Below are 24,947 nucleotides of genomic sequence, written 5' to 3' on the forward strand. Positions count from 1 at the left end.
AATATTTACAGGAAATTCTCAGTATAGATCAAACTAATTTTTATCTTTTACAAAAAGAAGCCTCTCCCACAGATTTAGAATGGCTGAACTCTCAAACTCAAGTATATAATAATGGTTCATCTTTTAATGATTTAGCTGATACAGCAGCAGCGATCCAACAATTAGATTTAGTAATAACAATAGATACAGTTATTGCTCATTTAGCAGGAGCATTAGGTAAATCAGTTTGGGTAATATTAAATTTTGATTCTGATTGGCGATGGATGTTAGATAGAAATGATAGTCCTTGGTATCCGACAGCGCGATTATTTAGACAGGGAAAAATAGGAGATTGGGAGAATGTATTTGAACAAGTTGGGGAAAGTTTAAAAAATTTGCTAGATAATAATTATCCCACCAATAAAAATTCTGAAATAAAGCCTATTAAATTGCCAGAAGAAGCTATTAAAAAATCGGATAATTTGAAAAATTATACCTCTGACATAATGAATAAAATTGCTATTAACTGGCCGTTAAACCCTATGACTGGTTGGGGTATTTATGGTATTAATCTTACTCTCCAACTACTTCAAAATCCCAAATATGAACCTTTATTATTAATCCCTCCTTCTATTCAACCTGGAATATTAAATCCCCTACATCAAGCTTTACTAAATCCAGCTTTTGATGCTCAGAAAAATTTGCAAAATCAACTCAAAAATCACCGAGGCAAAAAAATTAATCTCAACTTACCAATCTTACAAGCTTTAGGTAGTAATTTTTCTGTAAGTAATAATATTGTAGGAACCAAAAATATTGGAATTATTTTCTCAGAAAATACTCAATTTACCTCAGAACAAATTAATCGCTCCAAAGCTTATGATTTGATTATTACCGGATCTACCTGGAATACCAAAATTCTAGAAAACAATAGTATCAAACCTATACAAAAAGTTTTACAAGGCATTGACCAAACAATTTTTCATCCCGCACCTAAATCTAATATTTTTGGCGATCGCTTTGTTGTTTTTTCTGGTGGAAAGCTAGAATATCGCAAAGGTCAAGATATTGTCATAGCAGCTTTTAAAATCTTCCAAAAACGTTATCCAGAAGCACTATTAATTACAGCTTGGCATAATTTCTGGCCTCAATTTATGGTGGGAATTGAACAAACTGGAAATGTTGTAGGATTACCGAAAATTAGTCAAAATAAACGTTTACAAATTACTGAATGGTTATTAGAAAATGACATTCCTAGCAATGCAGTTATTGATGTTGGTCCGATTCCTAACTATATGGTAGGACAAATATTACGAGAAGCTGATGTGGCTGTATTTACAAATCGCTGCGAAGGCGGTACAAATCTTGTAGCGATGGAAAGTCTTGCCTGTGGTATCCCAACAATTATTTCTGCTAATACTGGGCATTTAGATATTATTAATAACTCTCATTGTTATCCCTTATATAATCAAAAATCTGTCAAACCTACCCCACAGTTTCCAGGTGTAGATGGTTGGGGAGAATCTGATGTTGAAGAAGTAGTAGAAATGTTAGAAAAGGTTTATTTTGATCGAGAAGATGCTCAACTTCGGAGTAAAACTGCTGTTAGTTTTATGCAAGATTTGACTTGGGAAAAACAAATTCAACGTCTTCTTATTATTCTGCAAAATATAATTTAATAAGTTATACCAATTTGATAAATGTTTGAGACAAATGATTAAGCTTTTTATTAGGAGTCAGGAGTCAGTAGTCAGGAGTTAGAATCAATAACTTAAATATCATTTATTAGTCTGAGTATCTCTTTTTAATCAAAGAGACATTTGAAGGATAATATTTTAAGTTCTCTTATTATTCTAAACATTCTTTTTTCACGCTTGGTATTGATTTATGAAAAGTAATGCTATCTTTGGCAAGTAGTAAAAATTCCTATCAAAATCACAAAAATTATTCCCAAGCATTTCCTAACGGAATTCTCTGCAAATAGCAATTCGGCAATCAGTACTTCCTCAAATTATGCTCCGTAAACGGCTTATATTTATAATAAAACTAAGATAAATGCAATTTAAAAGTTGATTTTAACACCTCTTGTACCATTTATCAAAAACTTTTCTATATTTTCTTGAGCCGGGGAGTAGGGGACCCACCCCTAACGCCTCCCAGGAGGGGAATAGGGGGAGAATTAAACATAATAATAATTCACATTAACTGGGCTGCTAATTAACAAAAAGGTTATTCTACCTGTGTTAATTACTTAATAACTGAAGTTTTGCCTAAATATAGCATTACTGTTGGTAATTGGTATTAAATTACCCAGTTTCTACAAGCCGATAATTTCAATCAAAGCAGATAACTGACAGCTAGTTAAATACTAAAATCATGTCAAATAACTAATAGTAAAATATCAAATATAAATCTCGCAAAATTATTGATAATTGGCATTATATAATTTTCAGTTAAATACTTATAACATCGCAAACAAAGGAATAGTAGTAATACTTGTACTAGCGGATTGACCACTCTTAAATGTTGCTTTGGAAAAAATGCTCAAACCTTGCCAGAGTAAAAATTAAACTCAAAAACCTAATGCACTCTTTAAAAACCGTCATTCCATTAGCATAAATAAAAAATGGTATTTCATTGTTAATTAAACAGACTTAATATGATCTAGACTGAATACAAAATTTAGATTTATCAGATTGGAATAATCTATTATATTAACCATCTTTGAAAACAAGATATTTGCAGTAAAAAAACTGGTATTTTATCGGCAATGTGCCAATGACGATATCTTTTAATTGAGTGCCATAATCGTATAACTGCCAAATATTTTTAGGGTTTCCGTATAGGTTTTCAATTCCTCTATTGCTACCTCAATAAAATCATCATTATTCTTAACTTCTATATCAATAAAAAATAAATAATCCCCTAGCGATCGCTTCGTAGGACGAGACTCTATTCTACTCATATTAATTCCCCTTTTAGCAAATACTTCCAAAGGCTTCACTAAAGCTCCTGGCACATTTGCAGGCACACTGAAACCTAGAGAAATAAAGATAGAATTTTCCGGTTGATTTATCCTATTAATTATTAATTTTAAATCAGAATTTTCTATTTCTGTACATCCTTCTTTCAATACCCAAAAGCGAGTACAATTGTCAGGATAATCATTAATTGGATAAGCTAATATAGGTAATTTATAAAGTAGAGCCGCTCTTTGAGAAGCGATCGCTGCAGCACTCCTATCCTTACCTAAATGTTGCAATGCTTCTGTAGTAGAATTATCTGGAATTTGCTGTATTTGTGGCAAAAATTTTTCTAACCAACCTTGACATTGAGCTAAAGCTTGTGGATGAGAATAAACTGTTTTAATCTCCTCAAAACTATCAGCTAATGATATTAATCCATGAGAAATAGGCAATACTAATGCTGTTTGAATCTCTAAAGAGTCCAATTGCCAAAGTGTATCCAGAGTAACAGTAACACTCCCTTCAATAGAATTTTCTACAGGTACAACTGCCAAATTAACTTCCCCTTGAGAAACTGCCCATAAAGTTTGAGCAATACTAGGATATGGACACAGAAAAGATTTTTGACCAAGCTGACTCAGTTTATTAGTAAATGCCACTGCTGCTGTCTCGGCATTGGTGCCAGCAGGGCCAAGATGTGCAATTGATATCGTCATAAAATCTCCATTTTATTTTAGATTTTAGATTAAAAAGCGTTTCTTCAGGTCATGCTCCGCAAACAGCATTTCAGCGTTTAGCAGTCAGCTGCGCGTTTGCGGAGCATTCCGGAACGGAAAGGGGATACGCGACCCCTCCTCAAATTAAACGACTTATAGAAATTCGGGGATTTAAACCCGAGCTTTTAGCGCGCTGAAAGCTGATTGTTGTTTGCAGAGCATTCCGGTACGGAAAATGCTGATAGCTAGTTAAGCCCAATTTCTATAAAATTGAATAAGTTACACTTCGTAAAATTACGTTATATTTCTTCAATTAGTTCTCATCCATCAACCATTATGATTACTAGAATTACTCAATTTTACCTAAATCCCCTCCTGGTTAATGAGTAAATTTGAGTGAAGACTTCAGTATGATCCAAGTCACATTAATAAATGTGAAGATTTTATAAACTTTAGGTATTAAAGTATTGATTTTTATACAGATATACAAATAATGATTACTAGATTCACCGCATCCCAATCAGTAGATATTCCCGTAGTTGAGCAACAAGTTCCTATTCATCACTATCTTCGTCAACCGAAACGCCTAGTAAATGCTTTGGTAGATCCAACAAGATTGGAGCAATTAGACAAAGATAGCTTTCGCCTCAAAATGCGTCCACTACACTTTATGATGTTAACTATTCAACCAACTGTAGATATACGGGTTTGGGCGAGCGCTAATGGCACAATTTACTTAAAGTCAGAGGGTTGTGAAATTCGTGGCGTAGAATATATTAATCAGCGTTTTGCCCTCAATCTAGTTGGTATTCTCCAAAACTACCAAATTAAAGGAGTTACTCATCTCAAAGGCAAAGCAGATTTAGAAGTTAAGGTAGAATTACCTCCTCCATTATGGTTAACACCTCTACCAGTTTTAGAAACAACTGGTAATGGTTTACTTAAAAGTGTATTAATGACAATTAAGCAAAGATTGACCCATCAACTATTAGCTGATTATCATCAATGGGCCTGTAATGAAACTGAGGTATTAGCTAATAGTCAACAAGGTTCTGTTTTATCTGCTGGTAGTCAAGCAATTTAACCTAGCAGTATTTAGTTCTCTCCACTCCAGCTTGACGGAAGTTGTTACAAAATTTAATATCTTCTAATATAAGGTCATTAATAGTTTTAATAAAAATTACTTAATTTTACTAGCTACTATTATGTATAATAATTTTTTTGCATCTCAATCCGTCAATATACCCGTTCCAGAGCAGTCTATAAGTATTAACAGTTATTTAAGTCAACCACAACGTATTGTAGAAGTCCTAGCAAACCCTAATTGTATAGAAAAATTAACTAACGATACATATCGTTTGAAAATGAACCCTCTCAAATTCTTTATGTTGAAAATTGAACCAATTATCGACATGAAAATTTTGACAACTTCTGAAGGAGTAGTCAATTTAAAGTCTGTTGGTTGCGAACTGAAAGGGATTGAAATGATTAATGAACATTTTCAATTGAATCTCAATGGTACAATGCAGCCAACTAAAATTCAGAAAAAAACTATTCTAGAGGGAAAAGTAGAGTTAGCTTTACAAATATTTTTACCTCCTCCTTTCAATAAAATACCCAAGTCGATTTTGCTATCTACAGGAAATAACTTATTAGGTAGTATCTTACTCAAAATGAAGCAAGGATTGATGGATAAATTATTATTAGACTATAGCAACTGGGCAAAGTCTGAAGAGAGGAGTTTACTAGCTGCTTAGTTTTCTAAAAAAGTACTTGATGAGGTTGTGACAAAGCTTATGGGAAAATAATATTTAGGAAGTGAGTCAGAAAGTACAATTAAGTAGCTTCCTAATTCCCACTACCAATTATTGAGCTATATATTCTATTATTGAGATTATCCCGACATTCCGCCCCTGCGACAACGCGAGATTTCAACCATTGCTGATTAGGGCTTTCTGCTGCCTCTTGACAGAGGAGCTACACTAACAATACACCTACTTCCAAGGCTTTTACCTCTTTCCGGTTTTAAGGTTACTCAACATACTGAAACCGCTAGCCCTGCATACTTACCTATAATAACACACTATTGCTAAAAGCACAAGATTAATTGGTTTTTCCTTAGGGATGCGGAAGCAAACATCCCGACCCTACCTGATAAGGAGAGCGCGGGTATTCAACCAACCTGGAGATAACTTTCTCTAAACAAAAGCCTTGAATTTATACATCATTCATTGCTAAAGTTTATTTTAAAGTATCTTTCAGAACAGTTCTAGCTGCAAGATGATTGCGAGTAGATGTGAGAATTTCTACTTCTCTTTCCAATCTAGTAGCAGTATCTTGCATCTCCAAAAGAGCTTGCTGTTCAGTTGCTACCCCATAAAGATTGCTAGCTACCCAATATGACAATTCTTTTGGTAAACTAGGAATATCAGTTGGTAATTCTATACTCTGGTCCATAAGTTTACCTGAAAGATGAACTACATCTTTTAGCAAAGCTTCAACTTGATTTGATAACTCTCCAAGAGTATTTTCTGAAGAATCATCTTCTATCCACTCAACCAAACCAACTAGATAAGGTTTCTCTCTAATTGTGTCTAAAACTCTAAATCTCTGCTCACCTACTGTCAAAACCTTCATCCGATCGTCAGGTAAGCGTTGGTAGTTCTCAATCTTAGCGCAACATCCAGTGGCCACAAGTCGGTCTTGAGTAGAATCCCACATCAAAACACCAAATCTACTATCGCTTTCTAGAACTGTATTCATCATAATTCTATAGCGAAATTCAAAGATGTGTAGTGGTAGAGGTCTACCTGGAAATAATACTACTTCTGGTAGTGGAAATAGGGGAAGTTCTCGAACAGCTACAGAAGAGGATGCCATCTTTCATCATTAAAATAAAGTTTTGCTTCTTAATACTTCTTATACCTTAGCTGATTTTTCTATTCTTTAGATATCTATAGGCTTAATATTTTTGATTTTTGGGAATTTTTACATATAGCAGGGAACAGGGAACAGTAGGAAAAGCATTTCTCTGTATTACTGTTCATCAGCAGTCTATGCCAAACACCAAATCTTCCTTGCTATAAATATCAAGATAATTTGAAGTTTTGGTAAAAAATTTGTATTTTTGAGCATCAAACACAAAAAATTGTAGTGTCTCAGAATTCTTATTCACCAAAGTACATTAATATAAGTCCGAGGGATAACTGTAGGCCATGGGTACATTCAATAATTCTAGACTAGCAACTACCCATGGACTAATTTTGCTATAACTTCACTTCAATATCTACACCTGCTGGTAAATCAAGTTTCATCAGCGCATCAATTGTTTTTGATGAAGGTTGATAAATATCTATAATTCTACGGTGTGTCCTAGTTTCAAAGTGTTCTCGTGAATCTTTATCAACGTGGGGCGATCGCAGTAGACAGTAAATGCGTCGTTTTGTGGGCAATGGTATTGGCCCAATAGCTGTAGCTCCCGTTCTATTTGCCGTATCTACAATTTTTTCACAAGATGTATCAAGTAAACGACGGTCAAATGCCTTGAGGCGAATCCGAATTTTTTGCTGTTGAATTGTGGCCATTTATCTTCTTTAATTTTCTAGGTTCAGATTTTAATGAAGTCAGTAGTCAGTAGTTATTTTTGCAACTCGGACTTTGAGCAACCCCCTTTTTCTGAAGTTAGAAGTTGCTTTTGTAAAGGAGATTTTAAGTAACCCTCCAAAAAAATTATTATTTTGATCAAAATTAACCTTCATCAATAAGCAGCAGAAAAGCAAATATCAATAAGTTATGTATGTACTTTTCTGCCACTTAATCTTTGAGGAAGTTGTCCTACTCTATAATCTTAGAAACAACACCAGCGCCAATAGTTCTCCCTCCTTCACGAATGGCAAAACGCATACCTTGTTCAATTGCCACTGGGTTGATTAGTTGAACCGTCATTTTAATCCGGTCACCAGGCATTACCATTTCTGCCGCACTACCATCATCAGCAGTAAAAGACTCAATAGCACCAGTCACATCTGTTGTCCGGATGTAGAATTGAGGACGATAGTTAGGGAAGAAAGGTGTATGACGACCTCCTTCTTCCTTTTTGAGAACATAAACTTCAGATTCAAATTTTTTGTGGGGAGTGATAGAGCCTGGTTGGGCCAATACCATGCCACGTTGAATATCATCTTTCTGCATACCACGTAGTAGTAATCCCACATTATCACCAGCCATTCCTTCGTCCAGAATTTTCTGGAACATTTCCACACCTGTAACTGTGGTATTACGAGTGTCTTTGATACCTACCAATTCCACAGTTTCACCGACTTTAACCTTACCACGCTCAATCCGTCCTGTAGCTACAGTACCACGACCAGTAATAGAGAAGACATCCTCTACCGCCATTAGGAAAGGCTTATCAACATCGCGTTCTGGTGTAGGAATATATCCATCAACTTCATCCATCAGAGCGAGAATTTTATCTACCCACTCATTTTCACCCTTTCCTATGCTTGGGTTAGCTGTTAGTGCTTCTACTGCCTGTAAAGCAGAACCAGCAGCGATCGGAATATTATCTCCATCAAAATCATAGTCACTTAAAAGTTCCCGAACTTCAAGTTCCACCAATTCCAAAAGTTCCTCATCATCCACCATATCTTGCTTATTGAGGAAAACCACGATATTAGGAACACCTACCTGTTTGGCCAATAGAATATGCTCGCGAGTTTGGGGCATTGGACCATCAGCCGCAGAAACTACTAGAATTGCACCGTCCATTTGAGCTGCACCTGTAATCATATTTTTTACATAGTCAGCGTGTCCAGGACAATCAACATGAGCATAGTGACGCCCTTCTGTTTCATACTCTACATGAGCAGTATTAATTGTAATACCCCGTGCTTTCTCTTCTGGAGCTGCATCAATATCAGCATAATTCCTTGCCTTAGCTTTTCCTTGCGCTGCTAGACTCATTGTAATTGCCGCAGTCAAGGTTGTCTTGCCATGGTCAACGTGTCCAATAGTACCAATATTGACGTGAGGTTTGTTTCTTTCAAATTTTGCGCGTGCCATTAATTACTTGTTCCTTTTTTTTCCGTTGTTAATTCCGCCTTCCTTGCATGAGGAAACGGATGCACTGATTCATAATAGATAAATTTTGACAACTCTGCCGAGCCGTTTAACTAATCTTTGTTGGCCGTTTCTTTCAATCGCCTATTTTTTTTAGTCAATTGTCAGTTTTCATTTAGCAGTCAGTTCTTTTATTTTCACATTATTCAATCCAAAACTAAAACTTTAATCTAAGAACTAAATAAATTCCAGAATTGCTAGACATATCCTTTGGTCTTAGCAATGATAGTCTCTGCCACATTACGAGGCACTTCCTCATAGTGACTAAATTCCATTGAAAAGATACCACGACCTTGAGTTTTTGACCTCATGTCAGTAGCATAACCAAACATTTCTGCTAAAGGAACTTTTGCTGTTACTTTAGCCATACTTGATTCTACTCCTTGCCCCTCTATTTGTCCTCTTCTAGAGTTAAGGTCTCCGATAATATTACCAATATATTCTTCAGGTACTTCTATCTCAATCTTCATCTTTGGCTCTAATAACACAGGTGAAGCTTTAGTAACACCTTCCTTAATTGCCATAGAGCCAGCAATTTTAAAAGCCATTTCCGAAGAATCCACATCATGGTAAGATCCATCTACCAGAGTAGCCTTAACATCTATTAATGGATAACCAGCCAAAACCCCTGCTTCACAAGCCTCTTTCATTCCTTGTTCTGCTGGACTAATAAATTCTTTAGGTACTGTCCCTCCAACAATCTTGGAGACAAACTCAAAACCACTACCTAGCTCTCCTGGTTCCAGTTCTATGACCACATGGCCGTACTGACCTTTACCACCACTTTGACGGATAAATTTACCTTCAGCCTCAACCTGTTGGCGAATAGTCTCTCGGTAAGCCACCTGTGGTTGACCTACATTAGCTTCCACCTTATATTCCCGCAGCATCCGGTCTACCAAGATTTCCAAGTGAAGCTCACCCATCCCAGCAATTACTGTTTGGTTAGTTTCTGGATTAATACTCACTCGGAATGTAGGGTCTTCGTCTGAAAGAGCCTGAAGTGCCTGAGATAGTTTCTCCATATCTTGTTTAGTTTTGGGTTCCACGGCCACAGATATAACCGGCTCAGGAACATAGAGAGACTCTAGAATAATTGGATTATCCTTATCACAAACAGTATCACCTGTCAAGGTATGTTTCATACCTACAACTGCCCCCAAATCTCCTGCCCGCAGTTCATCTACATCTATTTTTTCATCAGCTTTTAGAACAATTAGACGAGAAATTCTTTCTTTCTTATCTTTAGTAGAGTTGAGGATATAACTACCTTTAGAAAGGACTCCAGAATATACCCGTAAAAAGGTGAGACGACCATAAGGGTCTGACATAATTTTGAATGCCAGAGCTGCTAGAGGTGTTTCATCATCTGAAGGTCTTGTATCTAGATCGCCATTTGGCAATGTTCCTTCAATTGATGGGACTTCTGTTGGAGCGGGTAAATAATCTACTACCGCATCGAGTAGAAGTTGAACACCTTTATTTTTGAAAGCTGAACCACATAACATTGGTACGACTGTACCTTTAATAGTGGCTTGACGTAGAGCTTTACGAATTTCTTCTTCTGTAAACTCCTCTCCTTCAAGGTACTTTTCTGTCAGAGCATCATCTGTTTCTGCTACTGACTCAACTAGCTTCAGGCGATATTCCTGTGCTAATTCTTCTACTTCTGCTGGAATTTCCGTTTTTTGAATATCTGTTCCGAGGTCATTGGTGTAGATAAAAGCTTTCATCCCCACCAAATCTACAATTCCCCTAAATTCATTTTCACTACCGATAGGAATTTGGACTGGAACTGCATTAGCTCGGAGGCGACCGCGAATTTGCTCGTATACCTTGAAGAAGTTAGCCCCTGTCCTGTCCATCTTATTGACAAAGGCCATACGAGGCACTTCGTAACGATCGGCTTGACGCCAGACAGTTTCTGATTGAGGTTGTACTCCTCCTACCGAGCAGAATACAGCTATTATTCCATCCAGAACCCTCATAGAACGTTCTACTTCTATGGTGAAGTCCACGTGTCCTGGAGTATCAATAATATTAATTTGATGGTCTAACCACTTAGTGCTAATAGCAGCCGCAGTAATAGTAATTCCACGTTCTCGCTCTTGAGCCATCCAGTCGGTAACTGCGGTCCCATCGTGAACTTCCCCCATTTTATGTACTATACCGGAATAAAATAGGATTCTTTCTGTTGTTGTTGTCTTACCAGCATCTATATGAGCTGCGATACCAATATTTCGCACGCGCTCAAGTGGCATACTACGTCCCACAGTTACCTCCTTTATCTATGCTTCAGATTTTTACGCTTGATTAAAATTCTATATTTTAGGCATAAGTGGTTATATTATTCTTAATAACGATAGTGAGCAAAAGCCTTATTTGCTTCTGCCATTCTGTGAGTTTCTTCTCGCTTACGAACTGCACTACCTGTTTCGTTAGCTGCATCCATTAACTCATTGGCTAATTTCATGGCCATTGTTTTTCCTCCTCTAGACCTAGAATATTGCACCAACCAACGCAGAGCTAGGCTAGTTCCACGATCTGAGCGGACTTCCATTGGCACTTGGTATGTTGCACCACCCACACGACGGGCTTTAACTTCTACTAAAGGAGTCACATTCCGGACTGCTTTTTCAAATAGTTCTAAAGGATCTGAATCTGTCCTTTCTTCAATAGTTTTAAACGCATCGTAGACGATATTAAAGGCTAAAGATTTTTTACCGTGACGCATTATACGTCGTACCATCATACTTACTAATCGACTATTGTACTGTGCATCTGGAGGAACAGGACATCTTTGAACAACTCTACGACGAGACATATTATCACAACCAATAAACTAAACTTTAAATAATTTATATTTGACTAATAAATACAAAATTCAATATCTATTACATACTAATTTTACCTAATGTTTTCTTGAATTTTGCATTCTACCTACTAACTTAAGCTTTAGGCTTTTTCGCCCCATACTTAGAACGACTTTGTTTACGATCTTTAACTCCTGCGGTATCTAATGTGCCACGAATAATGTGATATCTCACACCAGGCAGGTCTTTAACCCTACCACCTCTAATCATAACTACAGAGTGCTCTTGTAAGTTATGACCAATACCAGGGATATAGGCAGTTACTTCAAAACCCGAAGTTAGACGTACCCTAGCCACCTTACGGAGAGCTGAGTTAGGCTTTTTTGGTGTAGTGGTGTATACTCTTGTGCATACTCCACGACGTTGAGGGCAACTTTTAAGAGCCGGAGATTTAGTTTTCTTCTGAGTTTCTTGACGAGCTGAACGAATTAGTTGTTGGATTGTTGGCATGAGTTATTAGTAACAGTTTTTCTTGTAATTCTTCTTAATCCCCTCGCTACAAAATATAATACTTTTGGGCGAGCTTACTTAGAAAATTTGTTCCCAATTTTTTTCCTAATAATTATTTATGTAAAAAGCGTTTCAGTCCGGAATTATCCGCAAACAGCTAATCAGCGTTTAGCAGTCAGCTTTGTGCAAAGGTGATACGCGACCCCTCCTAAAATTAAACGACAAGCTCAGAAGAAGTCGGAGATTTAAACCCAAGCTTTTAGCGTGCTGAAAGCTAAGTGCTGTTTGCAGAGCATTCCGGTACGGAAAATGCTGATAAATAGTTAAAGAAGAAGTATATTTTGGTAAATTACTTTGACCTTTAAAAAATATCCACTTTATAAATTAGCCTCTTTAACTATTAGGAATAAATTACCGTTGCGCCATAGGAACCTTTGGTGCAACGGCCTATTTTTCAGGAAGTTTAGGGAAATTATCAAAACATTAATTTTTTGCTTTGTCCCTACTTATTCTAAAAAACTTTACAAACAATCTTTTATTATAGGTTAGTAATACGTTTTTGTCAACATCAAATCGAAAAGGAATTTCCACAACCACAGGTAGCTTTAGCATTAGGGTTGTTAAATCGGAAGCCTCCACCCATAAGGTCCTCAGAATAGTCCAAGGTTAATCCATTCAGATAGTTTAGTTGTTGAGAGTCAACTACGACTTTAACTTTCCCACAGTCATAAACTCGGTCGTTACTGGCCAACTGTTCGTCAAACTCCATTATGTAATAGAAACTACAGCAGCCACCAGATTTAAACTTCAAACGAAATAAGGAATTTTGGTTTTGATGTTTAGACCTAAGACGAATAATTTCTTGGACTGCTGCTTCGCTCAAGTTAATCATTCACAAATTTTTTTTTGCTTACCAGTTAAAATTAGGACTTTGTTCGGGCATAATCATCTTGAAAACGAACAATATCATCCTCTCCAAGGTACTCTCCATTTTGTACTTCAATCAATACTAAAGGAATAACTCCTGGATTTTCTAAGCGATGAGAAGTACATTGAGGTACATAGGTAGATTGATTGTTTTGCAGAATTTCTTCTTTGTCTCCACAGACAACCTTAGCAGTTCCTGAAACAACAATCCAATGCTCGCTACGATGGTGGTGCATTTGTAGACTAAGTCTATGCCCTGGTTTGACTTCTATTCGCTTGATTTTGTATCCAAGTCCATCTTCTAAAACTGTGAACGATCCCCAAGGACGTTCGGTGGTAGCCATTCCTTTTAAGGAAGAAGGTATAGACAATTTAGGAGTTTGGGCTACTTCTTTAACTTGTTGTACCATTTTTTGACGATCTCCAAAAAAAATAAAATACTTATGGTTATGTGTAATCTCCTGAACTCAGAGATTATTAGAGACTATATCTCTAAAATCTGGTATACAAACAATTCTCTCACCTAGTATTTTTAGAGGTTCAGACTGAATACAAATAGCTTAGGGGTCGAGTCAAATTGGATACCATATAAACCATAGCAAAATTACCCCTATTACTGTCACCCCCTATTCAAGCTTTTTGAATATCTACATCAAATCTTCATATATCTAGATAGATATATAGAGTTAGAGAAAATCAAAAACTATTTATAGTAGACATCTGGTGAAAACTTAGTTTTTGCCCAGGTATGCCAAGGGTTTGAGATTAATTCTTAAAGAGGTCTAGTACCTATAGTCCTCATAACTAAGTTTTGCTTCATTCTGCTTCAGATTTTTTAAGCTGTTTAAAAGTCATAGATATTTTCGAGCTTTATACACTATGTATACTATTGACTCCAGTATCATAATTAACTCGATCCTGAAAAATTATACTGTGAGTATGTATAAGGCCACCATGATCAAAGTAAGGCCTAATTTTAGAGGCATGTCCATAAGCAAATATTTTTTTATCTAAAGTCTAAATATTATCAGGGTGAAAAAGTTAAAAAATATATAAGCCTACTCGATCTAATAAACACTGGACTATAATAATTAAAACAATTCTAACTAAATGATGAGCTATAAGCGATCAACATGAAAGCAAGATTCAAGCTCATATTGATATTAGGTTAAAACATAATTGGGAAAGATCGCACTATAAAATTTAACTTAATCGACAAACAAGAAATTAGCGTGATCTGCGTGTTTCATCATACATAAGTTGAGTATAACTTAGAGTATTTTTTGTATCATAATTATTTTCAAGCAATAGTTAAGATAGTTGATAAAATAGCAAAAACATGGGTTTTGTAGGTTTTCGTGGTTGATAATATAGCGAGCTATTTTTGTAAAATCTTATATCTTTGTAAAGAAAATGAGGAAAAAACGAAATACTATACCAAGTATTATATCAACCTTCAAACAATATTAAAATTTCACTCAATTATGCGACTTGTTTTGTAGTGTATGTATCCCAAGCAAGTAGCAATAGGATGAGATGAACAGTTATATCAAGGGTAACACCCTCACTTAAAGTTGACAATAATGTGAGTAAATTAAACATGAATCAAATCAGTAACGATTCCCAACATAAACAAATCTCCGCGCCCATAAATCTCAAAGCAAACAAAGAAACTTATAACGGGCAAAGATGGCTAGTAGAAGAACGAGATGCTTGTGGGGTAGGTTTCATTGCTCATCCATCAGGAAAAAAGAGTCATGAAATTATGATGAAAGCTTTACCTGCTCTAACCTGCTTAGAACATCGTGGTGGGTGTAGTGCTGACCAAGACTCAGGAGATGGAGCAGGTTTAATGAGTCAAATTCCGTGGAAATTATTATCTGAAAATTTGGAGTTAGATCCTGAACGCTGTGGGGTCGCAATGATATTTTTACCCCAAACAGAAGAGAAGGCAGCACAGGCACGTCAAATAATTGAAAAAGTAATTACTAAAGAAGGTTTAACAGTAGTTGCTTGGAGAGTTGTACCAGTCAGATCAGAAGTATTAGGACCACAAGCACGAGCAAATCAACCACAGATTGAACAGCTCATTGTAGTTTCAGAAACATTGCAAGGAGATGATTTAGAACGATCGCTCTACTTAATACGGCGTAATATTGGTTGTGCTTTAGAAGCAGAGGATTTTATTTGGGGAGTAGATGCTTATATTTGTTCTTTCTCCAGTCGCACTATTGTATACAAAGGAATGGTGCGTTCAGCTGTTCTGGGAGAGTTTTACACAGACCTGCAAAACCCAGCTTACGAGAGCGCCTTTGCAGTTTACCACCGACGCTTCAGCACAAATACAATGCCTCGATGGCCTCTGGCTCAACCCATGCGTTTGCTTGGTCACAATGGAGAAATTAATACTCTGTTGGGAAATATTAACTGGATGAAAGCTCGGGAGTCTAGTCTAAGCTCATCGACTTGGGGAGCGCGGTTAAATGAATTAAAACCCTTTGTAAATGCTGACAGTAGTGATTCGGCAAATCTAGACAACGTGATGGAATTAATTGTACGTTCCGGGCGTTCCCCAATGGAAACATTGATGATCATGGTGCCGGAAGCATACAGAAATCAACCGGACTTGTCAGAGCATCCAGAAATTGTTGATTTTTATGAATATTACAGTGGTTTGCAGGAAGCTTGGGATGGTCCGGCATTATTGGTGTTTAGTGATGGCAAACAGGTAGGAGCAGCTCTAGACCGGAATGGTTTGCGACCAGCACGTTATTGCATTACAAATAACGATCTAATCATTGTGGCATCTGAAGCAGGAGTTGTAGAAATACCAGAGGCAGAAATAGTCGAAAAAGGTCGCCTCGGACCAGGACAAATGATTGCTGTAGATTTAGCCACTAATGAAATTCTCAAAAATTGGGAAATTAAAAAGCGTATTAGTAAGCAGTTTCCTTTGGGAGAATGGTTACAACAAAGAAAGCAGATAACAAAGCAACCTTTTGTTACTAATACTAAGTTGGATTCACAAATTTTGCTGAGGTCACAAACAGCTTTTGGCTATAGTTTAGAAGACCTAGAAATGGTAATTTCTGATATGGCAAATCTAGGGAAAGAACCAACATTTTGTATGGGAGATGACATTCCTCTGGCAGTACTTTCTCAAAAGCCTCATTTGCTGTATGACTATTTCAAGCAAAGGTTTGCTCAAGTGACAAATCCTCCTATAGATCCTCTCCGGGAAGGTATGGTAATGTCACTAAATATGTTGCTAGGTAAGCGGGGTAACTTATTAGAAATTAGCCCAGAAAATGCACGGTTATTAAAGATAGAATCACCACTATTAAATGAAGCAGAATTAAGGGAAGTTTACGAGTCAGAATTTGCTACAGAAACTCTATCTACTATATTTACTATAGCTAATGGACCGGAAGGATTACAAACAGCAGTAAATAATTTGTGCGAACAAGCAGCAACAGCAGTTAAAAATGGTCAGGAAATTATTATTTTATCTGACAAAATGGAGGGAGGAATTAGTGCGGAGTTTGCTTATATTCCTCCTTTAGTAGCTGTGGGTGCAGTTCACCATCATTTGATTAAAGAAAAGTTACGAATGAAGGTGTCTTTGGTGGTAGAAACAGCTCAATGTTGGAGTACTCATCATTTTGCTTGTTTGATTGGTTATGGAGCTAGTGCAGTTCATCCTTATTTAGCATTAGAATCAGTGCGTTCTTGGTGGTCGAACTCAACAGTTCAAAAACAAATGGAACGGGGTAAGATTGCAAAAATCACTATCGAAGAAGCTCAAAAAAATTATCGCAAAGCAATAGAAGCAGGACTGTTAAAAATTCTCTCTAAAATGGGAATTTCTTTGTTGTCTTCTTATCAGGGTGCACAGATTTTTGAGGCCATCGGTATCGGTGGAGATTTGTTGGAACTTGCTTTCCGAGGAACTACTTCTCGGGTAGGTGGTTTAACAGTAGCAGAGTTAGCACAAGAGATGATCGCTTTCCACAGTCGGGCGTTCCCAGAATTGAATATTAAGAAGTTGGAGAATTATGGGTTTGTGCAATATCGCCCCACAGGGGAATATCACATGAATAGTCCGGAAATGTCGAAAGCACTCCATAAAGCGGTTGCTACTTTTAATAATGATAATGGCAATGGTAAACAGCAAGAAACATCCGGGTACGACCACTATGAAGTTTACCGAAAATATTTGCAAGGGCGACCTATAACTGCTTTACGGGATTTGTTGGATTTTAATAGCGATCGCTCTCCCATCCCTGTAGAAGAAGTGGAACCCGTAGCAGAAATAATGAAACGTTTCTGTACTGGTGGAATGTCTCTGGGATCGCTGTCACGGGAAGCTCATGAGACTTTGGCGATCGCTATGAACCGGATAGGAGGTAAGTCTAATTCTGGCGAAGGTGGAGAAGACCCCACAAGGTTTAAGGTATTGGATGATGTTAATGGTCAAGGTTTGTCTACCTTGTTACCTCATCTCAAGGGATTACAAAATGGTGACACCGCTTCTTCTGCAATTAAACAGGTTGCTTCTGGTCGGTTTGGCGTGACTCCAGAATATCTGATGAATGCCAAACAGATAGAAATTAAAGTTGCTCAGGGTGCAAAACCAGGTGAAGGCGGTCAGTTACCTGGTAAAAAGGTAAGTAACTACATTGCCACACTCCGTCGTTCTAAAGCAGGAGTTACCTTGATTTCACCCCCTCCTCACCATGATATTTATTCTATTGAGGACTTGGCACAATTGATTTTTGACCTCCACCAAATTAATCCTAATGCTGGTGTGTCAGTGAAGTTGGTAGCAGAAATTGGTATTGGTACGATCGCTGCTGGTGTAGCAAAAGCAAATGCTGACGTGATTCAAATTTCTGGTCACGATGGTGGTACAGGTGCTTCCCCCTTAAGTTCAATCAAACACGCAGGTAGTCCTTGGGAGTTGGGTTTGAGTGAGGTGCATCGGGTGTTGATGGACAATCAGTTACGCGACCGGGTTACTCTCAGAGTTGATGGCGGTCTGAAGACTGGTTGGGATGTACTCATGGCTGCCTTAATGGGAGCAGAAGAATATGGTTTTGGGTCTATTGCTATGATTGCTGAAGGTTGTATCATGGCACGAATTTGTCATACCAATAGTTGCCCAGTGGGTGTGGCAACTCAGCAGGAAAAGTTGCGTAAGAAATTTACTGGGGTGCCAGAAAATGTGGTTAATTTCTTCTGGTTTATTGCTGAGGAAGTACGGAGTATTTTGGCAAGGTTGGGTTATCGTTCTCTGAGTGAAGTTATGGGTCGTGCTGACTTGCTGAAAACACGGGAAAATGTACAGTTAACGAAAACAGCAGCTTTAAATTTAGATTGTTTACTCAAATTACCTGATACTCGCAGTGACCGGGGTTGGTTGAACCATGGAACTGTTCATAGTAATGGCTCTGTTTTAGATGACGTGCTACTGGATGACCGAGAAATTCAGGCGACAATTCGCAACCAGGGAACTGTTACCAAGACAATAGAATTAGTCAATACCGACCGTACAGTGGGAGCAAGGTTGGCAGGAGCGATCGCTAGTCGTTATGGTAATACTGGTTTTGAAGGGCAGATTAATCTGATGTTTAATGGCAGTGCGGGTCAGAGTTTTGGCGCTTTTAATTTGCCAGGAATGACTTTAACATTACGAGGTGAGGCGAATGATTATGTTGGTAAGGGAATGCATGGTGGAGAGATAATTATTAAGCCACCTGCCAAAACTGGTTACGATCCGGCAACAAATGTAATTATTGGCAATACTTGTTTGTATGGTGCTACTGGTGGAATTTTGTTTGCCAATGGTCAAGCAGGGGAACGTTTTGCTGTGCGGAATTCTATGGGTAAGGCAGTTATTGAGGGTGCTGGCGACCATGCTTGTGAATATATGACTGGTGGTGTTATTGTTTGTTTGGGTAAGACAGGTCGGAATGTCGGCGCTGGTATGACTGGGGGAATTGCTTATTTCTTGGATGAGGATGGTGATTTTCCAGCTAGGGTGAATAATGAAATCGTTTCTATTCAGCGTGTTTGTACGCCAGAAGGTGAGGCGCAGTTGCAGGACTTGATTTCATTGCACGTCGATCGGACTGGAAGTGAGAAGGCGAAAATTATTTTGGCGAGTTGGTCTGAGTATTTGCCGAAGTTTTATCAAGTTGTGCCTCCTTCTGAAGCGAGTACACCACAAGCAAGTGTTGATGCTGAGGAGAAGGTTGCTGTGAAGGTTTAGGAAAAATATTGTAGGGGCGAATGGCCATTCGCCCCTACACATTGTATAACGATTGAGCTAATTGTATTACTCCGATTTATAGGGAACCGTAGCCAACAGATTTGATATGACCCAATTATTTTGGTAAAATGGACCTTTGTGGGACCAGTGGCGGAAATGTTGGTAAGAGCGATAATACTCTGCATTACTTATTAGTACACCAGTCGCGGGCAAGATGCCCGCACTACAAAGACTTTACTATTTATACTTGTACCTCATTTACCTGCAATCTGCTGTATATAGTGTTTCTCAGGCAAGTGAGGTACTTTTATCTTTCTTCCCTGTTGCCTAAAGCAAACGAATTTTGTACCTCACATTTTTTTGGAATTACTATACGATCGCTTTTTGGCTAAAATTGGGAAAACTGGAAAAAGTAGAAATTGGGAGTAAAGTAGGCAATGCAAGGTACAGAGAAACAGAATATGGAAGCTCGGCAGCAACGAAGTAAGAGATTGAAAAAGATAATGTCCCTAGTTGGGGTTGTATCTTTTGGTGGTACGGCCTTGTTTGGGATGGCGAATATGTTTAAAACTGCTTTTCAAGAGTCTTCGCAGGTAGAGACGGTGGAAGTTGTGTCGGTAGAGGAGAGGTTGCAGAAACTGGCAAAAGGATATGAAAGTGTTTTGAAGCGGGAACCTGAGAATGTGACCGCTTTGGAGGGTTTGGTTAAAGTACGGTTGGAGATGGAGGATAAAGAAGGGGCGATCGAGCCTTTGGAGAAGTTGGTGGGGTTGTATCCTGAGAGAGAGGATTATAAAGTTGTGTTGGAGCAGGTGAGGTTGGAGGTTGGAGAGAATAATTTATCAAAATAAGCAATATTATTCTTTTATTTGATATTATGAGTTGAGAAAAAGCCATAGATTATTCGATGATTACTATTTACTATTGGTTTTATGATGCAGTCAATAAAAGGTATTTTTAAAGATGGCGTAGTTCATCTAAGTGAACCAGTTTCTTATCCCGAATCTCACCCAGTTATTATTACTTTCTTAGATGTAGCGACAAGTTCTAAAACTGTAAATGAACAAGAAGCAAAAAATCAAGGTGATTGGGATAAGTTATTCTCTGTGATAGAAAGTTGTCAGATGGAAACAGGAATATCCGATTTAGCAGACCAACACGATTATTATCTGTATAACCAAAGCGTACAGAGGTTTTCATTTGGGCAGACAACAGTAGGGACGTTCCATATAACGTCCTTACAAGGTTTTGCTTGTGAAGATGTGGTTCATCAATTTGAAAAGCGCTGTAATGACTAATTCCCATAATAAAACACAAAATATTATTTATGACTTCGTTTCATGAGAAAAAAGAACAAATGCTAGTAAAAAAAACTGTCAAAGAAGGAATGACAGTTTTTGATATAGGTGCAAATATAGGTCATTATTCTCTTTTATTTAGTAAGCTAGTCGGTAGCTCTGGAAAAGTATATTCGTTTGAACCTGCTTCCAGTACCTTTAAAAAATTATTGGAACGACTAAAAGAAAATAAATGTAGTAATGTTTTCGCATTTCAAAAAGCAATATTTTCAGAAAGTAAGCTATTAGAGTTTAATGAATTTCCTGACGAATATTCATCATGGAATAGCATTGGTAAACCTAAAATGCAAGATCCAAAAAATCCGACACAGTATGTGCCAATTGTTAAGAGTGAAAGAGTAGAAGCAATAACACTAGATAATTTTTGTCAAGAGTATAAAGTTAAAAGAATAGATTATTTGAAAGTGGATGTTGAGGGAGCAGAAAGCTATGTATTTCAGGGAGCAGCTAACCTCTTAAAAAGCGGCTCTATTAATTTAATTCAGTTTGAGATATCACAAAAAATGCTAGAAGGTCTAAACAGTAGAGCCAAAGATACTTTCAATATTTTAGCAGAAAATGGTTATGAATGTCACGGTATCAATTTTGATGGTTCAATTGGAGATGTGGTTACTGATTCAGAAGAATTTTATGAAAATTATGTTGCTTTTCTTAGGGAATCAAAAACAATGGTTAGCGTATCAAAATCAGAACTAGAAAGAATAATTCCACCGGAAATTAAAAATGATGAATTTTATGAAGCCATTCAAAAAATTGTTAAAGAAGAAAAAATTAACACTGTTCTAGAAATAGGCTCGTCATCAGGAGATGGTAGTACAGAAGCTTTTGTTAGAGGTATGAGCGCGAATCCCAATCAACCTAACCTTTTTTGTATGGAAGTTTCTAAACCTCGCTTTAATGAACTGCAAAAACGTTATCAAAATCGTTCTTTTGTACGACCTTATAATTTATCATCTGTTGATGTTAATGATATACCAGAAGAACAAAAAGTCATTGAGTTTTACCAAAATTATCCAACAAGTCTAAATAACTATCCTCTTGAAAGAGTGCTGGGTTGGTTTCGTCAGAGTAAAGAATATTTGATCAACACAGGTTTGATTGAAAATGGTATTAAGAAGATTAAACAAGAAAATAATATTGACATATTTGATGTGGTATTAATAGATGGTTCTCAATTTACTGGTAGTTTGGAATTCAATCAAATCTATGGTGCAAAATACATCATGCTTGATGACATTGATACTTTTAAAAACTATCAAAATCATCGGAGGTTACTTGCAGATCCTAATTATGACCTAGTAGCTAAAAATTTATTCTTGCGTAATGGATATTCAATTTTTAAGAGAAACGAGCAAAAAATAATTAGTCAAAATTTAGATTTACCCATTCACTTCTTTACAATTGTTCTCAATGGCCAACCATTTATTCGCTATCACATAGATTTATTTAAGCAAATTCCTTTCAAGTGGCATTGGCATATTATTGAAGGTGTAGCAGAGTTGAACCATGATACTAGCTGGTGCTTAAAGCTAGGTGGAAAAATAACTGATAAAATTCATAAAAATGGTCGCAGCAAAGATGGAACATCAGAATATTTAGACGAACTTGCAGCCAAATATCCAGAGAATATAACTATTTACCGCAAACCAGAGGGGGAATTTTGGGATGGTAAGCGGGAAATGGTTAACGCACCTTTGGCAAATATCAAAGAAGAATGTTTGTTATGGCAAGTGGATGTTGACGAAATCTGGAGTTTAGAGCAAATCTGTAATACTCGCAAACTATTTATCAAGAATCCTGATAAAACTGCTGCATTCTATTGGTGTTGGTATTTTGTGGGAGAAAATTTGCTAATTACAACCCGTAACTGCTACGCACAAAATCCTCAACAAGAGTGGTTGCGGACTTGGAGGTTTAAACCGGGATATACTTGGGCTAGTCATTCACCACCAATATTAGTGGAAAATTTGCCAGATGGTCAACAAAAGAATATTGCTGCCATTAATCCTTTTCTGCACGCAGAAACAGAAAAAGAAGGTTTGATTTTCCAACACTTTGCCTACGTTACCCCAGAACAATTGAGCTTTAAACAGCAATACTATGGTTATAAGAATGCTGTCAGTCAATGGCAAACCTTACAGTCACAAACTAAATTCCCAGTTTACCTGCGGGATTATTTTGCCTGGGTGAAGGATAACACTATGGTCGATCGTGCTAAGACTTTGAGTGTAGTGCCACTGGTGCAAAAAAATGTAACTGCGGGCAGTTGGAAATTTTTGGAAGCGGCATATTTACAACAACCAGTAAAGTTAGAAAGGCGATCGCCTACCATTATTATTGACGGTATATTTTTCCAACTTTCTAGTACGGGTATTGCTCGCGTGTGGCGCTCTGTATTAGGAGAATGGGCTAAAACAGAATTTGCCCAGCATATAATTGTACTCGATCGCGTCAATACCTCTCCTAAAATTACTGGCATCCGGTATCGTCAAATTGCAGCTTATAACTACAACAATACTGACGCTGACAAGCAAATGCTCCAGCAAGTCTGTGATGAAGAAGGTGCAGATTTATTTATCTCTACTTACTACACGACTCCCATATCTACACCTTCGGTATTTATGGCTTATGATATGATTCCTGAAGCATTGGAGACTGACTTAAACAAAGCCATGTGGAGGGAAAAACATCATGCTATTTCCCACGCTTTTTCTTACATCTCCATATCAGAAAACACTGCCAGGGATTTAGTTAAGTTTTTCCCAGATATTCAACCGGATGAAGTTAGTGTAGCTCATTGCGGTGTTTCTCCCACTTTTACTCCCGCTACAACAACAGAAATAAATGGGTTTAAATATAAGTACGGTATTAGTAAACCCTATTTTCTTTTGGTGGGTGCTGGTAGTAACTATAAAAATGCGATTTTATTTTTCCAAGCTTTTGCTCAACTCTACAGCAAACAAGGTTTTGAAATAGTCTGGACGGGTAGTGGTTTCAACTTAGCTAACGAATACAGGGAATATGCTGCTGGCAGTGTCCTACATTTACTGATACTCAGCGATGAGGAATTGAAAGTCGCTTATTCTGGTGCGGTAGCTTTAGTTTATCCTTCTCTATATGAAGGTTTTGGAATGCCAGTTGCTGAAGCATTAGCTTGTGGTTGTCCGGTGATTACTTGTGCTAATTCTTCTATTCCCGAAGTTGCAGGGGAAGCTGCTATATATGTTGATGCTAATGATGTTGATGGTTTAACGGATGCGCTGTGTGAAGTACAAAAGCCAAAAGTGCGTAATTCTCTAATTGCTGCTGGTTTAGAACAAGTGAAGCAGTTTTCTTGGGGTAAAATGGCAGATATTATGAGTGCTGCTTTAATGAAAGCAAGTTTACAACGTTTAAATCTCAGAGAGATAAATTTAATCATATTCCCAGACTGGTCGCAACCGGAAGAGACGGTGGGATTAGAATTACAAGAAGTAATTAAAAGTCTGGTGACTCATCCAGATAAAAGTAAGATAACTTTATTAATAGATAACAGCAATATTTCTGCTGAGGATGCAGATTTAATTTTATCTAGCGTGGCGATGAATTTGTTAATGGAGGAAGAATTAGAGGTAGATGAGGGACCAGAAATTGTTTTAGTTGGCGAGTTGAGTCAAATACAGTGGTCAGCTTTAATTGCTCAGTTGCAAGGTCGGATTAAATTGGAGAATGAGAATGGGGAGGCGATAACTGTTGTCGATGAAAATATCCCTGTTTATGAGATTCAAGGTATAGAGAGGTTGCGAGCTATTAGTCTAGAAACTGGTGGATGGGAACTTTTTAAACTAAGTGAAATTAATTTAATTATTTTCCCAGACTGGTCGCAACCGGAAGAAACAGTCGGATTGGAATTACAAGAAGTAATTAAAAATCTGGTGACTCATCCAGATAGAGCTAAGATGACTCTATTAATAGATAACAGTAATATTTCTGCTGAGGATGCAGATTTAATTTTATCTAGTGTGGCGATGAATTTGTTAATGGAGTCAGAATTAGAGGTAGATGAGGGACCGGAAATTATTTTGCTTGGGGAGTTGAGTCAAATACAATGGTCAGCTTTAATTCCTCAACTGCAAGGTCGAATAAAATTGGAACATGAGAATGAAGAAGCAAAAGCTCAAGTCAAAGCAGATAGCATTCCATCGATAGCGGTGGATAGCTTAAAAGAAAAGTTGGATGGGATTGATTTGTCATCAAAACAACCATAAGGGGGTTGGTAAGGGGGTGCTGGTTTCCCCACTCCTCCA

At 37.4% G+C, this 24,947-nt stretch carries 16 protein-coding genes; 7 read left to right on the forward strand and 9 right to left on the reverse strand.

What is annotated here, in order from left to right; translation table 11 throughout:
* The coding region (locus D5R40_RS18530) for a glycosyltransferase family 4 protein (protein WP_124155032.1) at positions 1 to 1,658 on the forward strand (1,658 nt) is incomplete at its 5' end.
* 1,112 nt (positions 1,659 to 2,770) lie between these two features.
* Here the strand turns inward: D5R40_RS18530 and pheA are convergent.
* Complete coding sequence (gene pheA / locus D5R40_RS18535; RefSeq protein ID WP_124146097.1) at positions 2,771 to 3,661, reverse strand: prephenate dehydratase; 891 nt, start codon at positions 3,659 to 3,661, stop codon at positions 2,771 to 2,773.
* Positions 3,662 to 4,154: 493 nt separating this feature from the next.
* On the opposite strand from pheA, the gene D5R40_RS18540 reads away from it, so the two are divergent.
* Complete coding sequence (locus D5R40_RS18540) at positions 4,155 to 4,745, forward strand: DUF1997 domain-containing protein (protein ID WP_124146098.1); 591 nt, start codon at positions 4,155 to 4,157, stop codon at positions 4,743 to 4,745.
* A gap of 121 nt (positions 4,746 to 4,866) precedes the next feature.
* The gene (locus D5R40_RS18545; protein ID WP_124146099.1) at positions 4,867 to 5,418 is read left to right on the forward strand and encodes a DUF1997 domain-containing protein; all 552 of its coding nucleotides are present in this window, start codon (positions 4,867 to 4,869) and stop codon (positions 5,416 to 5,418) included.
* Between the two features lie 484 nt (positions 5,419 to 5,902).
* Here the strand turns inward: D5R40_RS18545 and D5R40_RS18550 are convergent, their stop codons facing one another.
* The 8 genes from D5R40_RS18550 to D5R40_RS18585 all read right to left on the reverse strand — a co-directional run bounded on the left by D5R40_RS18550 (position 5,903) and on the right by D5R40_RS18585 (position 13,442).
* Positions 5,903 to 6,541 (reverse strand): LON peptidase substrate-binding domain-containing protein, encoded by a 639-nt coding sequence (locus D5R40_RS18550; protein ID WP_124146100.1) that lies wholly within the window; start codon positions 6,539 to 6,541, stop codon positions 5,903 to 5,905.
* Between the two features lie 386 nt (positions 6,542 to 6,927).
* Complete coding sequence (gene rpsJ, locus D5R40_RS18555; RefSeq protein ID WP_046542667.1) at positions 6,928 to 7,245, reverse strand: 30S ribosomal protein S10; 318 nt, start codon at positions 7,243 to 7,245, stop codon at positions 6,928 to 6,930.
* A 250-nt stretch (positions 7,246 to 7,495) separates the two neighbouring features.
* Complete coding sequence (gene tuf, locus D5R40_RS18560; protein WP_124155033.1) at positions 7,496 to 8,725, reverse strand: elongation factor Tu; 1,230 nt, start codon at positions 8,723 to 8,725, stop codon at positions 7,496 to 7,498.
* A gap of 254 nt (positions 8,726 to 8,979) precedes the next feature.
* Positions 8,980 to 11,055 (reverse strand): elongation factor G, encoded by a 2,076-nt coding sequence (fusA, locus tag D5R40_RS18565; RefSeq protein WP_124155034.1) that lies wholly within the window; start codon positions 11,053 to 11,055, stop codon positions 8,980 to 8,982.
* 80 nt (positions 11,056 to 11,135) lie between these two features.
* Complete coding sequence (gene rpsG / locus D5R40_RS18570; RefSeq protein ID WP_124146103.1) at positions 11,136 to 11,606, reverse strand: 30S ribosomal protein S7; 471 nt, start codon at positions 11,604 to 11,606, stop codon at positions 11,136 to 11,138.
* Between the two features lie 124 nt (positions 11,607 to 11,730).
* Positions 11,731 to 12,105 (reverse strand): 30S ribosomal protein S12, encoded by a 375-nt coding sequence (rpsL, locus tag D5R40_RS18575; protein ID WP_124146104.1) that lies wholly within the window; start codon positions 12,103 to 12,105, stop codon positions 11,731 to 11,733.
* A 568-nt stretch (positions 12,106 to 12,673) separates the two neighbouring features.
* Positions 12,674 to 12,997, reverse strand: coding sequence for a HesB/IscA family protein (locus tag D5R40_RS18580; protein ID WP_124146105.1), 324 nt, complete (start codon positions 12,995 to 12,997; stop codon positions 12,674 to 12,676).
* A 31-nt stretch (positions 12,998 to 13,028) separates the two neighbouring features.
* On the reverse strand, positions 13,029 to 13,442 hold the full coding sequence (locus tag D5R40_RS18585; RefSeq protein ID WP_124146106.1) for a phosphomannose isomerase type II C-terminal cupin domain: 414 nt from the start codon (positions 13,440 to 13,442) through the stop codon (positions 13,029 to 13,031).
* Between the two features lie 1,190 nt (positions 13,443 to 14,632).
* Between D5R40_RS18585 and gltB the strand changes: the two genes are divergently transcribed.
* From gltB to D5R40_RS18610, 4 genes are all read left to right on the forward strand, one after another.
* A complete protein-coding gene (gene gltB / locus D5R40_RS18590) occupies positions 14,633 to 19,303 on the forward strand; it encodes a glutamate synthase large subunit (protein ID WP_124155035.1) in 4,671 nt (1,556 codons plus the stop codon).
* A 437-nt stretch (positions 19,304 to 19,740) separates the two neighbouring features.
* Entirely contained in the window at positions 19,741 to 20,154 is a 414-nt protein-coding gene (locus D5R40_RS18595) for a tetratricopeptide repeat protein (RefSeq protein WP_124155036.1), read from the forward strand.
* An 81-nt stretch (positions 20,155 to 20,235) separates the two neighbouring features.
* Positions 20,236 to 20,601 carry a hypothetical protein gene (locus D5R40_RS18600; RefSeq protein ID WP_192901288.1) on the forward strand — a complete coding sequence of 122 codons (366 nt, stop codon included), beginning with the start codon at positions 20,236 to 20,238 and terminating at the stop codon, positions 20,599 to 20,601.
* 29 nt (positions 20,602 to 20,630) lie between these two features.
* The gene (locus D5R40_RS18610) at positions 20,631 to 24,908 is read left to right on the forward strand and encodes an FkbM family methyltransferase (RefSeq protein ID WP_205127668.1); all 4,278 of its coding nucleotides are present in this window, start codon (positions 20,631 to 20,633) and stop codon (positions 24,906 to 24,908) included.
* The last annotated feature ends 39 nt before the right edge of the window (positions 24,909 to 24,947 follow it).

This window comes from Okeania hirsuta (assembly GCF_003838195.1).
Lineage (GTDB): Bacteria > Cyanobacteriota > Cyanobacteriia > Cyanobacteriales > Microcoleaceae > Okeania > Okeania hirsuta.